This is a genomic window from Mycolicibacter longobardus (assembly GCF_002102265.1).
GTDB classification, from domain to species: domain Bacteria; phylum Actinomycetota; class Actinomycetes; order Mycobacteriales; family Mycobacteriaceae; genus Mycobacterium; species Mycobacterium longobardum.
This window is the reverse complement of record NZ_LQPG01000035.1, coordinates 70,285-83,479: the sequence shown is the minus strand read 5'-3', so window position 1 is coordinate 83,479 and position 13,195 is coordinate 70,285. Positions and strand designations below refer to the sequence as shown.

Genomic DNA, 13,195 nt, shown 5'->3' with positions numbered 1-13,195 from the left:
GGGGGAATGCGTAATGACCAGCTTTGGGCTTGGCCCGCGGGGGAGTGGGTCATCGGGGCACGGCCAGGTGGCGCCGCCGTCGATGTCCGCACCGCAATACGACGTGCCCGGAGGGCACGCCAATGTGCTTGATGATGTGATGCGTGCCGGGCTTGACCCGGTGGGTGCGTTCGGTGCTGCTGCTGGGCTGCATCGCCTGGTCGGGTGGGACCCGGTGAACCGCACGCTCAACTCTGTTGCCAACCCTGGCGGCGCGGCGCATGAGCCGCCGCAGACGGCCCCTCAGACGTCGTTGGATGGCTCGGCCCCGAGCCCGATGGACGACAAGACGGCACCGCACAACGTGTCGGATAAGGGCGCGAAGGCGGATGCGAAGGCTGGCAAGGCCGCCGGGCCGAAGGGCGCACCGTCTGCGGCTTCGACTGCGGCCCGGGACACCGGTAAAGCCGCGGGTAAGGCCGCAGCCAAGGACGCCCAGCACCAACTCGGCAAGGCTATGGCCAAGAATGCGTTGGTCACGGCCGCGAAGAAGACCGCCAGTGGGTTGGCGGCCAATCGTGGTGCGGCGCTGGCGGGCAAGCTCGCAGCGCAGGCGGCGCTGCGTGCGGGGGCGATGTCGATTCCGGGGTTGGGGCTCGGTTTGACCGCGGCACTGTGGGTCCTGGACTCCGGTGAGCGGCGTGCCGTCAACAACTTGATCTCGTCGATGTTCGGGCCCGGTGCGGCCCCGGAGTTGGATGCGGCGCCGGAGCCGCCGCGGACGCACTTCCTGCCGTTGACGCACGACGGGAACCGCGATCCCGCGATCGTCCGAATGGATCAGGGCATGGTGCGCACGAATGCGGCTGCGTTCCGGTTCCATCCCGATGATGTGTGGCCGGCGTCTCCGCGGATCGAAACCACCAGTGACTTCGCTGGTGTCGCAACGAAGATCAACGGGCTGTCGGCCAAGGTTGGTGGCCTGGCGGAGTCGATCCAGGCGGCCTACACGGCTGCGGCTGCTGATGAGCCCTACCTGCAGCGGCTGTGGTCGCAGGCCAAGCCGGGTGTGGCGGCGCTCGATGGGCTCAAGGACACGGTGTTGCCGGCGATTGGTCGCCAGCTCATGGCTGGTGCCGGCAACGCTAACGATGCTTACCAGGCGTTGCGTGAGGTCAACCGCGCCAACCGGGTGGAGATCAATAACTCGACCAGTGGGTTGATTCCGTTCCGGGCCAATCATGTTGATGAAGCCAAGATGGGTGACTCGACGGAGCAGTTGCGTTCGGCTGTGGCGGCGATGGATCGCACCGCGCAGGCGCTCGCTGCTGCTGCTGACCCGTTCACGATCGCCGATCGTTCTGCTGTGGCGGGTCCGGGGGGACTGTCGGCCGGTGGTGGCGCGCAGGAGTCGGGGCCGGCCCCGGGGCCGGGTCTGGTGTCGACGACGAACGAAACGGGTGGGCCTGGGGCGGGGCCGGCGGGTGCTCCGGTCGGTGAGAAGCCTGACCTGGGTGCCAAGGACCTTGCGTCGTTGCTGCGCAACGGAATGCCTGGCATGCCGATGATGCCTGGAGGAATGGGTATGCCGACGATGCCGTCGATGCCCGGCCTTGGCAGCGGCATCCCTGGATTGGGCAGTGCTATGCCCCGGCCCAATGACGCCACGCTGGCGCGTGGACTGCAGGATCCGCTCAAGAAGGCTCTGGATGACCAGCTCAAGGACAAGGCCGAGAAGGCTGACGAGAAGGCGGTCAAGAAGCCGGGTGAGGGCCCGCTGGGTACTCCGGTTGTGGGGTCCGGTGGCGGTGCGGCGCAACCGGCTGCCCACAAGCCCGGGCCGGGTCTGGGGGCTCCGGGTACGCCGGGTGGTCCGCCCGGGGCGGCCAACACCACAGAAATCGGCGGCAAGAAGTGGACTTTCGACAATCCGAAGTCGGCGGCGTTGGCGCACAACCTGTCCGGCACGGACGGGTCGAGCCACAAGAGTCTGCGGCAGGCGGCGGCTGAGGCTGGGTACCGTCTGCCTCCGCCCGGCCAGGACATCGGCACGCCGGTCGCTGGTGGTGAGATCAAGCCTGGTGACGTGGTGATGGGCGCCAATAACCAGAATGCGCACTATCTGGGTGAGCAGGACGGTAAGGCCATGGTGATCACCGAGCGTGGTGAGCTCAAGCCGCTGGATGAGGTCGCGAAATTCGCGGGTCCACATGAGGGCATTTTCCGGCTCGCCGACGACGGTGCGCCGGCGCCGGAGGAGCAGGTGATCCAGCAGACCTCTGGGCATGCTGAACCGCCGGCCGCGCCGCCGGCCGCGGCTGCGACCGACCCGGGGCTCATCCCGACGCCGCCGCGTGGCGGGCAGCCGGGCATGGACCCAGGTGCGGTGCCCCCCGGCAACTAGCCGGTCCGTCCCGCTGCCGGGGGTTAGGGCGGTGGACTGGGTAGTGAGAGGAGAGTGGGTGCGGTGACGCAACCCGGCTTGAGTGGGCAACCTGAGATCGCGTACAATGAGGACGAAGCCCACGGTGTCTACAGTCGGGCGCAGGGGGCGTTGAGTGATCAGCGACAAGGACTGCCGCGCCCGGACGGTACCGGGCTGGAAGACCCGGCGATCTCTGCGTCGCTGCGTGATCACCACGACCGCACGCGTGCCAGCATCACCGACACCGAGGACGCGCTGGGAAAGGGCAAGCGGGCCGTCAAAGAGCTCGGTGACGTGGATAAGCAGTCAGGGGTGCGGGCCCGCGGGATCGGTCCTGGGGGAGCAGATGCCCTGCAACGGGCCATGGGTCGCGGCGGCGGTCCGGCGTCGCCGTTGACCGCGGCGCCCGCGGCGCCGCCGCCGACCATGCCTGCCCCAGCGCCGATGCCTGCCCCTGCCCCTATGCCGGCGGCGGCGCCGCCGATGATGCCGGCCATGCAGCCGGGCATGGTCAACGTGGCCCCGGATGCGCTGGCACGGTTGATCGCCGGCGCGAACCTCGGCCCGGCCTTGGCCGGGGCACGCGTTGGATCCAAGGGCGGCGGCAAGCAACCCATCGCGGTCAGTGGGATCGACTTCCGCAAGCCGGCAGCCAGTGCGCCGCTACGCAAATCGGATATGCACGCGCTCATCGATAAGGCCTTGGACGACAACGGTATTCGTGATCCGCAGATTCGGGCGCACTGGCATGATATTCAGTACAACCAGGGCATGCGCGAGTCCAGTGGCGTGCTCGGGGCAGTCAACAAGGAAGACCGCAACGCCGTCGGCCCTGTGCAGGCAGACGGGGCGGCGCTGAACTGCAGTCGCGGACTGTGGCAGGTGACTGCGGAGACCTTTGCTCGCCATCACGTCGGAGGTACCTCGAACTGGATCTACGACGGCGAGGCGAACGGCTCCTGTTCAATCGCCTACCAGATCGCCGTGCAGGCCGAGCGGGGCCACAACTTGAACACCCTTGAGGGCATCGCTGCCTACCACGCCCAGCGGGCGGCCGCCGGCTACGGCGCCTACTGACGCCGCCGGCGTAAGGCCCCGTACGAGTTCACGGCCCACCTGCGGTAAATGTGTCCGTGGTTGTGAGAATCTGTGCGGATGCCCGCACCGTTACTGTCTGTGGAGCCGAAGCTTCGGCGTTTGGCTGAAGCGGTCGTGTTGGCGCTCGTCGCGTCGCGAATGTGGACGAAGCGAGGCCCTGTCCAGCAGCCTCAGCCCCTGTGCCTTTCGGATGGCTGTCGGTATGAGCCGGAGCCGAAACGCCGCGGCCTGGTGATTGTCTCCATGCTCGCCGCGGCGGCCGGTGCCCTGGGGTTCGGAAAGTGGCTGTATCCACCCGCTGATACGGAGCCAGATCTTTTAGCTCCGTTCGTGTTGGGATTCCCTCTGTTGGTGAACGACGGTCGCAGCACGATACCGCTGTGGCGCGTCGGTTGGTTCGAGACGCATGGCGAGAGCGCAGGCCTGCATCGATTTGAAATGGATAGGGAAGGCCCACTTCCTGACTATGTCCCTGGGACGGTCCGAGCACTGCTCTGGACCAACTGGGATGCCCCAGTGGCGCAGGATGTTGCGATCACAATGACTATCACGCTGCCGCCGGGGGCGAAGGTAGCTTCATGCAGTGGGCCCCGGGTTGAGTGCCACCCGGTTCCTCGGCCCCGCGGCCCTGAGGCTCCTGAATTCACGCAAGGTGATTGCGTCGAGATTAGTGTTCCGATCCGAACGGGTGAATGGACAGCGGCAGCTGTCGTCGATATCACAGGAAGTAAGGGAATAGCTGTCACCACAAGTCGCACTCGGGCACGCGTGCAGTACCCCGCGCTCAACCCGAGTTTCGAACATGGCGAGAAGTGGGACGATTTCGGTGCCGGGTTCGCGACTCAGGTCGGTGCGATTTTGCCTGAGGTGGCTGGTTATGGCTGGACCCCGGAGCCGGGCCTTGGGCCTGCGGACAGTGCGGTTGCCTGGGAGAGGGTGATTCCGCTGTGGCCTAACGCGGCCTCCTCCTCTGAGGGTTGGCGGATGGCCGGTGCCCGAAACGGGATCCTTCGACACGATGCGCAGAGGACTTTCGCAGCGGGCATTGCGTTCGGTGTGGGTGGCAGTGCATTGATTGTGCTGCTTCAAGCGGTTGTGGAGGCAATTCGTGTCCAACCGTTGAAGGATCTGCTCCGGAGGGCGCCTCGGCGTTCCCGATGACCCTACGGGGAGGGGGTGCGTTACCGTCGGGTGCGGCCGCAGCCCGGTCGCCGTGTTGCTCCCGGCACCCACCCACCCCGAAACCATAAACTTGGGTTTATGATCTGTGGGCTACGACTACAAGGCGGTGTCCAGTGGGACCAATGGGATTGCTGACCGAAGGCGATAAGTGGCGGGCCCCTCAGCCCCGCGTGCGCAGACGCACCGTTCTGGCGATCCTCAGCGTTCTACTCGTGGCCGCTCTGGGAGGCCTGGTGTGGTGGCTGGCTGTGCTGACCCACCCGGTCGCCCCGCCTCCGCCGCCGGCTGACAGTGACACCAAGCCGCTGACCGCACTCGAGACCGCCGGCATCCTGTCACTGCTGGACAAGGAAAACGTTGGCGCGCACAACATGTCGGGGACTGTCACGGCCAACGGGCGGACTTTGGGTATCCAGTTGTCCTACTTGGCTGACGGGAGTGTGGGCAGTGGAACGCTCAATGCCGGGGGGATGCGCGGTGATGTGCTGATCCATGAGGGCGTGGTGTTTATGCGTGGGGACCAGGCGTTCTGGCATGCCCTCGGTGTGGGTGGTCCGGTGCCGCCGCCGCCGCACTGGGTGCTGTTGCCGGCGGACTTCCTTGGCGGGAAGGTGTTCATGGCCGCGCAGGCGTGGACCGCTGCGTTGCGGCCGACCCCGACGGCGCGACTGGAAGGCGACACTTACTTCAGTGGCCGCGAGGATGCGTCGGCGAAGGTCGGGGACAACGGGCTGTTGAGTATCCACGTCGGTGGGGTCAACGCTGACATCCGGCCCATCACGCCGGCGGAAGTCACCGGCCCTGCAACTCTGCTCGGTACCGACCGCGGGCCTGGAGTTCCGATGGGGCGCACACCGACAGGCGATTGGACGCTGCCTCCGGCCCCGGCCGGCGAGGCCGGGGAAGGGCCGGGTGCAACGCCGGCGCCTGGTGCTGAGCCACCCGATGGGAGCGCGGCGACGTCGACTGCTGCTGCACCGGTGCCGCCGAAAACCCCGCCGGCGTAAGGCATTGCGGCCGATTGTGTCGGTACCCACTGCCATCATGGCCTCACGGGCGCTGCGGGGGCGGTGTCGGCGATAGGGGGGGATCGGTAGTGGTCACGGAGTTGTCTGAGATGAGTGATGAGGACCAGAGGCTGGTCTGTCTGGCGGAGCAAGCCGTGGCTTTCGCCCGGGAGATGACGCAGCCGGGCCGGGCGGTGATCCTCGACGTGGAGACGGCCTGGATGTTCGGGCCGATCTGCGAGATCGCTGTCATCGACGTCTTTTCGGGGAGGCTCCTGCTGAACACCCTGGTGAACCCCGGTGTGGCGATCGACCCGGCCGCCTATGCGGTGCACGGGATCAGCGACAGTGAGGTCAGCGCGCCGGGTGTGCCCATGTGGTCGGCTGTGTTCGACCAACTCCGTGCGGTGGTGGCCGGGCGGGCGATCCTGGCTTACAACGCCGACTACGACCGTGACGCGATCTGGGCGGACTGCCACCGCTACGGCCTGACTGACCTGTGGGTGATGGACGCCGCCAACTGGGCGGACGTGATGGCCCCACGGTCGCACCACCGCTACCAGACCTGGTTTCTGAAGAACGAGGGCGGGCACCGGGCGGCCGGTGATGTCGCCACCACCCGTCGGCACCTGCTGGAGATGACCGAGCCGGCGCCGTGGCCACGGTGATCAACGACCAGGTGGAAGGGGACAGGGCATGCGGTACCGGGTGAAGGTCAACGAACTGCGCAATCACGAGGTGATCTACGAGGTGGACGCCGCCAATCCTGCTGAGGCGCAGAGCAAGGCGGCGATCGGCGACACCGTCAACGAGGTCGACACGGGGCGGTTCGAGGTCACCGATAGGTTCGTCGACGACGTCGAGGCGATCTCGTAGCGGCCTATTTGTAGCTGACGTCGCCGAAGTGCATGGGGCGTTCGAAGCCGTCGACCAGCCACTGATTGTTCTTGCTCAACGACAGTCGCAGCACCGTGCTGACTGTGTGGAAGGTGGTGGTGCTGGCCGCGGCTTTCGCGGTGACCAGCGCGGACACGGTGGCCCCGGGCTTGGCCTGGGAGGTGTCGATGCTGTTGTTGGCCAGCAGGATGGTGGTGACCTCGATTGAGGTGTACGGCGAGGCGGCGATCGGGGTGTCGGTGAAGTTTGCGGTGACGAACCTGCCCAGCACGCCGGGGTTGTTGGCCGTGTAGTAGGCGTTCATGAAGTCCTTCACCGACGTGCCAAGTGGGCCGCCGACTTCGGCGCCGCGGGTGTAGTAGGGGCCGACGGTGAAGTTGCGGGCCGTGTCATTGACCGGTTCGGGCCACTTGAGGGCCTTGAAGGTGCCCCCGGATTCCAGTGTGGTCACCCGAAAGTAGGAGCGGATCGAGGTCCCCGCCTGGGGCAGGATCACGGTGGCCCCGAATGTCCATTCCCACTCGCTCTGCTGGCCGGCCGGGGTCGCCGTGACGTCGGTCGGGTTCAGGAACAAGACCGTGAAGGGGTTTGAGTTGAGCTCGGGCTGGCCTGGCAGCGCGGTCATCGAGGCGAGCTTCTCGGCGTCCTTGGGATCCCCGGCCGCCCAGGTGAGCAGGAAGTTCTGCGCGAAGAACTGCGATTTGGTGTAGCTGTTGATCGCCGATTGGACATCGATGGGCCGTTGCGCCCTGGCCAGCAGCAGCAATCCCCCGGCCAGGACCAGAACCCCGGCCAGCGCGACCCAGGCGGCGCCGACAGTTGCGACGAAGCTCCACTTCGTGGCCGACTCGGTGAGCTCAAACTTCGGCTTGTGGACCCTCATGCGTTTTCCTCCCCGCCCTGACTGCGCTGACAAATATCATAAAGTTCAGTTGAAGCATCGGGCGGTCAAGACGCGGGGGAGTGCATGGGAACAACAGCGGCAGTGCACATGGATTCGCCGTCCGGCGGCGCCGGGACAGGCTTCTACGTCCACTACGACGGCGACCAGGTCGGCACGGAGCTGCAACGCATCATCGACCGGGACGGCTACATGCGGGCGTTCACCGTGTTCGAAGCCCAGGCGTCCAGGTTCTGGCGCGAGATCACCCCTGGCGTCGGCGACGAACTGCCTGAGTACGTGGCGAGATTCCCGCAGAACATCCCCGTGAGCCGAGCGGTGTGCGGCTACGGGGTGCTGTTCGTCGGGCCCGGGGAGCTCGAAGCCTCTAGGCGGCACACCGCGGTGAACCTTGGCGCCGATGGTGAACGCGCCTACCGCGTCAATGCGGCGGGACGCGTCAGCACCCTGCGCTAACCACCCCGGTTAATCCAGTCACGAAGGAGTAGAAGTATGGCCAATCCGCAATATCAGTGCGACAACTGCCATCTCCTCACCGACGACGCATCGGAGGCGGCGATGAACCCGATCCGGGACCTGCAGGAGCGGATCGAACCGGGCGGTGTCGTGCCGGCCGGTGAGTGCCCGCAATGCGGCGCGCTGATGTACCTGGTCGGGTAGTCCTAGAACATGGCCGGGGTGGTTGGTCTGCGCCGGCGAATGCTGACTGCTGGTGCGGGAATTGGGGGTCGCGGATGGTTCGGTATTGGTGTGGCATCGGCTGGTGGCCCGGCGTGTGTTTTCCTGCCGGTGTGGACTGACCGGACCGCTATCATAAAGTAAAGTTGAAACATCATCGGTTCGGTGAAGACATGAGGGACGACGTGGCCCATCCGGGAGAACCTGCAGGTGACGCCCTGCAGATGTCTGCTGCTGAACGTGCACGTCTGGACGCGCTGGTCGACGAACTGTTGACCAACCGGACCTTGTCCGATGACGACGCGGACGGTCTGATGGACTCGATGGTGGCGATCGTGGCCCCGCCGCCGGCGCCACCGGCGGCGGTCCCGGTTGTCGGTGATGGCGACACTGAAGCTGAACCGGACTGGGCGGCCGATCAAGCCCCCAGCATCGCCCAGGCGCCGCTGCTGGCGCCGGCGGGTGGCGGGGAGTCGTCGCTGTCGGGGGCGGGCGGTGCGGTCTACATGCCGGCGGCTGACCCCAGCCTGGCTGGGCCCGAGGACGACGACGATGAGGCGTACCCGTTGTGGCGGCCACCGCCGCGCCCGCCGGTTGAGGTGCCTGACGACGTCGCGGTGATCAGCCCGGTGGCCGAACCGGAACCTGTCGTCGTGGAAGAACCCCCCATGGCGGAGCGGCCCTATGGCGAGCCGGCGACACGACCGGGTGAGGATGGCCGGCCTACGCGCCCCTCGCTCAAGCAACGCTGGGCTGGCCTGCAGGGTTGGGTGAAGGTCGCTGCCATCGTGGGCGCAGTGGTGTCGCTGCTGGTGGTCCAGCAGATCCTGGGCGCGCATCGCTCGCGGCAACAGCCGGCGTTGGCGGGGCCACCGCCGGCTGTCGTTACTCCGACGGTGCAGCCGGGTGGTCCGGCGCCGGGACCTTTGCAGCCTGGGTGTGCGCCCAACTCTGCGTCGGGATGTCTGCCGGTGACTGCGGACTCGTGTCCCGGTGGCAGTTCCGACCCGAGCCTGGCATTCGGCTCGGATGCCAGTGCCGCGTGGATCTGTGGTCGGGTGCACAACATCGATCTGCAGCAGATCACTATCGAGTTTCCGCGGCCCGTCGTGGTGACGTCGATCCACGTTGTTCCCGGGTTTGCCTACGTCGAGCCGAACGGGCAGGACCACTGGTTGGAGCATCGGCTGGTCACCTCGATCAACTGGCGCGTCGGTGGTCAGCAGGTGATTCAGAACATCAAGCCGACCCGTGACGGCGCCACACTGGACCTGCCGCATGTGGCGACGCAGCGCATCGTCGGCACCATTTTGTCCAGTGAGCGCCCGCCGGCGGTCAACTCGCCGACGGGGCCGTTGCCCGGCATTCTGGGCGGGCCGGATCAAGCCAAGATCGACGAGTCGATCGCTATCAGCCGGATTGTTATCAATGGCTACCCAGCTGGGGCGACATAGGCTCATGTGGGTGCGGCGGTGACCACGGCCTCCACGCCTCGACATCGATACGACGGAAATAAAGGAGCACTGGTGGACCAGCAGTCGGTCAGCTATTTCCTCAATGGTCTGCGGTACTGGGGCCAGGAGAATCTCGACGCTGCCCGCGACACCTTTCAGTATTGCGTCGAGGAATTCGACGGCGCCCAGTGCGACCTGTACCGGGCGTTGGCGACATTGGAAGGTCGAATGCAGGAGCAACCTAGCCCGGCGCTGATCGAGCAGATCTATCAGACCATGCCGAGTTGGGGGCGCATGCTGGCTGCCGTCAGCGCGGAGACCGGAACGACCTACCCGACTGAGTTCTTCCCGATCAAGATCAGCATGGGTTTCCTGGATCTGAGTTTCGATTCCTACACCCGCACCGGGGTCCACATCGGGCGCTCGGCGATCCTTGCCGGCCAGGGGCGTTTCGACGAAGCGCTGCAGGTGATTAACGCCGCCCCGGCGATGACGCCCTTGGGCCAGCTGGCGACGTTGCTGATCTACTTCAAGGCGGCCCGCTGGCAAGACGTCATCGATCAGGCCCAGGCGCTGGTCAACCCGGTGCGATACGACGGTCACGACCAGTCGCTCGGTGAACCGGACTACTTCCTGCAGGCAATCGTCTACCTGCTCACCGGGATCAGTTACGCGCACCTGGGGAACTTCGTCACCGCTATCGAAAGACTGCGGACCGCCGACCGCAAGCAGGTGGGTTCCGACGGCTCCGAGTTCCATTACGCGGGTGTGGGGGCGGAGGCCTGCTACTACCTCGGGCTCATTGAGCGCGCCAACGGCGATGAGGACAATGCGCGTCTGTACTGGAACAGTGGGTTGGCCTACTTGCGGACCGACAAGCTCACCGAGGCTCTGTCGGATCCCAACGTGCGGTTGCGGCAGACCACCGCGGAGTTGATCAACCAGCGCAGCGCTTACTGGGATGTGCGAACTGAGCCTGATCTCAATGAGGTTCGCCAAGCTGAGCGTGCGGAGAATCAGTCGTCGATCTTGGCTGAGGCTGAAGAGGAACTGAACAAGCAGATCGGCATGGAGGAGGTCAAGGCGCAGGTCCGCCGGCTGAAGTCCAGGGTGGCGTTAGAGCAGGAGAAGGCTCGTCGCGGCCGGACCAGTCAGCGTCAAGCGCTGCACCTCATCTTCGCGGGCCCGCCGGGAACCGGGAAGACGACCATTGCCCGAGTTATCGCCAAGCTCTTCGCCGGCATTGGGGTGTGTCCGAAGGACACTGTCGTGGAGGCGTCGCGCGGGGATCTGGTGGGAAACCATGAGGGCGAGTCGATCAAGATGACCCGCGAAGTCATCGAAAAGGCTGATGGCGGAGTGTTGTTCATCGACGAGGCCTACGAGATCGTTCAGGCCCGCAACTCCGGGCAGGTCGACCCGTTCGGTACCGAGGCGATGACCGAGCTGATGCGCGAGATGGAGAACCGCCGCGACACTCTGATCGTGATCATGGCCGGCTACGAAGGCGACATGAATCGGCTCCTGGCCACCAACGACGGTCTGGTGTCACGGTTCCCGCGTCGCATCACGTTCCACTCCTACTCCCCGCAGGAGATCGCGGCGATCGCTGTGCGAGTGGCCGAAGATAGCCACAACATTCTTTCGGAGCAGGGTCGGCAGCTGTTCGTCGATGCGGCCCAGCGCCTGCAAGCCACCAACGCGGCCGGCAAGAAAATGCTCGACGTCGCCGGCAACGGGCGCTTCGTGCGCAACGTCATTGAGCTCGCCGAAGAGTTCCGCAGCGAGCGGCTGGAGAACGCCAACCTGCGAGCGCTGTCCGACGAGGAACTGGACCGTCTAGAGCCTGCGGACATTGAGCAGGCCATTCGCAAAGAGCTGGCCAAGCACAATCTGTCCGAGCAGCTCGGCGAGGAATCGTCGAGCATGCGAGCAGCGCCCGCGGCCGAGGAGTGGCCCGGGCTCAATGGGGGGGACGTTCACTAAATGCCGCGTTATCAGACGACCAAGATTCAGCTGTCGGGCTATCGGATGCTGGTCCGCCAGATCGAGCAGGCGTTCAGCAGTCGCGCGACGTCGCGGCTGACGTCGCCGTTGTCGCAGCAGACATTGACGTTCATCGTCGGTGGTTTCGTTGCGATGCTGATCCCGGCGGCCGGATTGTTCATGTCGTTCTTCGCGCCGCGCGCCGACCAGAACGGCGCCAGCATGATCATCACCAAATCCGGTGGCATGTATGTGATGTACGACAGTGAGCTGCATCCGGTGACGAACCTGGCGTCGGCGCGGTTGATCGTGGGCAAGGCCGATACGCCGAAGGTGGTCAAGGACAGTACGTTGGCCGGACAGCCGCGGGGGCACCTGATGGGGGTTCCGTCGGGGCCGAACAATCTGTCGCAGCGTTTCGACGAGACGGCGAAGTGGACGGTGTGCGATCGGCATACCGACGAGACGGACTTGTCGCTGACGACGTCGAACAGTATGACCACGACGCTGTTTGCGGGCACAGACTCGATGTCGTCCTCGGTGACCCCGATGCCGCCCAACGATGCGGTGATCGTGAAGCTGGCATCTGATCCCAAGCAGTTGTGGTTGATCAACAAGGGGTCTCGGGTGGGTGTGGGGGCCCAGGACATGGCGACCCGGTCGGCGCTGGGGATTTCTCCGGAGCAGGCTGCTGACGCGATCCAGATTTCTGAGGGCCTGTTCAATGCGATCCCGGCGGCGCCGGCGTTGACCACCCCGTTTATCGCCAACCGTGGGCAGGTCAATCCGGCGCTGCCGCAGGTGCTTAACGGTGACGTGATCCTGACCAGTTCCGTCGATGGGACGCGGCAGTATTACGCGGCGTTGGAGGCGGGTGTCCAGCCGATCAGCGAGTTCGTCGCGCAACTGTTGGTCAACACCGGCAGTAACCAGATCACTTCGATGGACCGTGAGTCACTGGCCGCTGTTCCGCTGGCCAGCGATATCGATGTCGCTCGTTACCCCGACCGCGCACCGACGTTCCGTTCACCGCATGTGCTGTGCTGGTCGTGGGAGCGTGACGCCAAGGCGTTGAGGGCCACGACGACGGTGCTCAGCGGAGAGTCGCTGCCGGTGAGTCCGGAGAAGGCGAATCAGGTTGTGCAACTGCTCAAATCGAGTGGCTCGGTGGTGACGGCGTCGGCGTCGTTGATGACACCGGGTAAGGGCTGGTTCGTGCGGGTGACGGGTGCGTCGCCGACGTCGCACGCTGATGAACAGTTGTTGTGGATCGACGACACGGGGGTGCGGTACTTCATCGGCCCGGACGAGGACGGCAAGTATGACCGGCCGGTCCACGCGCTGGGCATCGGGGGGCGTGACCCGTTGCCGATCCCGTGGCAGATCGCCAAGCTCTACGCGCCGGGCTCGACGTTGTCGAAGCAGGCCGCGATGACCTACCACGAATTGTTGCCTGACGACCTGCATCAGAAGGCGGTCACCGACCGTACTACGCCGCTGGCCGGCGCGGACCATGTTCCGGGGTGATATGCGCGCCGAGCGTGGGGATGACAGCGTGAAACCGGCTACGACACAGGGGGAATGAGCC

At 65.6% G+C, this 13,195-nt stretch carries 11 protein-coding genes; 10 read left to right on the top strand and 1 reads right to left on the bottom strand.

Annotated features, from left to right (window positions below; translation table 11 throughout):
* The first annotated feature begins 82 nt into the window (after positions 1–82).
* From AWC16_RS18275 to AWC16_RS18255, 5 genes are all read left to right on the top strand, one after another.
* On the top strand, positions 83–2,383 hold the full coding sequence (locus AWC16_RS18275; RefSeq protein WP_234812335.1) for a hypothetical protein: 2,301 nt from the start codon (positions 83–85) through the stop codon (positions 2,381–2,383).
* 150 nt (positions 2,384–2,533) lie between these two features.
* Positions 2,534–3,481 carry a lysozyme family protein gene (locus tag AWC16_RS18270; protein ID WP_133055980.1) on the top strand — a complete coding sequence of 316 codons (948 nt, stop codon included), beginning with the start codon at positions 2,534–2,536 and terminating at the stop codon, positions 3,479–3,481.
* A gap of 1,415 nt (positions 3,482–4,896) precedes the next feature.
* Positions 4,897–5,691 carry a hypothetical protein gene (locus AWC16_RS18265; protein WP_085266166.1) on the top strand — a complete coding sequence of 265 codons (795 nt, stop codon included), beginning with the start codon at positions 4,897–4,899 and terminating at the stop codon, positions 5,689–5,691.
* Between the two features lie 110 nt (positions 5,692–5,801).
* Positions 5,802–6,359, top strand: coding sequence for a 3'-5' exonuclease (locus AWC16_RS18260; protein ID WP_085266165.1), 558 nt, complete (start codon positions 5,802–5,804; stop codon positions 6,357–6,359).
* 28 nt (positions 6,360–6,387) lie between these two features.
* Positions 6,388–6,567, top strand: coding sequence for a hypothetical protein (locus AWC16_RS18255; RefSeq protein ID WP_085266164.1), 180 nt, complete (start codon positions 6,388–6,390; stop codon positions 6,565–6,567).
* A gap of 4 nt (positions 6,568–6,571) precedes the next feature.
* On the opposite strand, the gene AWC16_RS18250 is transcribed toward AWC16_RS18255, so the two are convergent.
* Positions 6,572–7,471, bottom strand: coding sequence for a conjugal transfer protein (locus tag AWC16_RS18250; RefSeq protein WP_085266163.1), 900 nt, complete (start codon positions 7,469–7,471; stop codon positions 6,572–6,574).
* Between the two features lie 84 nt (positions 7,472–7,555).
* On the opposite strand from AWC16_RS18250, the gene AWC16_RS18245 reads away from it, so the two are divergent.
* The 5 genes from AWC16_RS18245 (at position 7,556) to eccB (ending at position 13,134) form a co-directional block, all read left to right on the top strand.
* Positions 7,556–7,945, top strand: a complete 390-nt coding sequence (locus AWC16_RS18245) for a hypothetical protein (protein ID WP_133055979.1) — start codon at positions 7,556–7,558, stop codon at positions 7,943–7,945.
* Between the two features lie 36 nt (positions 7,946–7,981).
* Positions 7,982–8,149 carry a hypothetical protein gene (locus tag AWC16_RS24470; protein WP_165759259.1) on the top strand — a complete coding sequence of 56 codons (168 nt, stop codon included), beginning with the start codon at positions 7,982–7,984 and terminating at the stop codon, positions 8,147–8,149.
* Positions 8,150–8,340: 191 nt separating this feature from the next.
* Entirely contained in the window at positions 8,341–9,621 is a 1,281-nt protein-coding gene (locus tag AWC16_RS18240; RefSeq protein WP_085266161.1) for a hypothetical protein, read from the top strand.
* 72 nt (positions 9,622–9,693) lie between these two features.
* Positions 9,694–11,607, top strand: a complete 1,914-nt coding sequence (locus AWC16_RS18235) for an AAA family ATPase (RefSeq protein ID WP_085266160.1) — start codon at positions 9,694–9,696, stop codon at positions 11,605–11,607.
* A complete protein-coding gene (eccB, locus tag AWC16_RS18230) occupies positions 11,608–13,134 on the top strand; it encodes a type VII secretion protein EccB (RefSeq protein ID WP_085266159.1) in 1,527 nt (508 codons plus the stop codon). It abuts the gene before it with no gap.
* Positions 13,135–13,195: the final 61 nt, after the last annotated feature.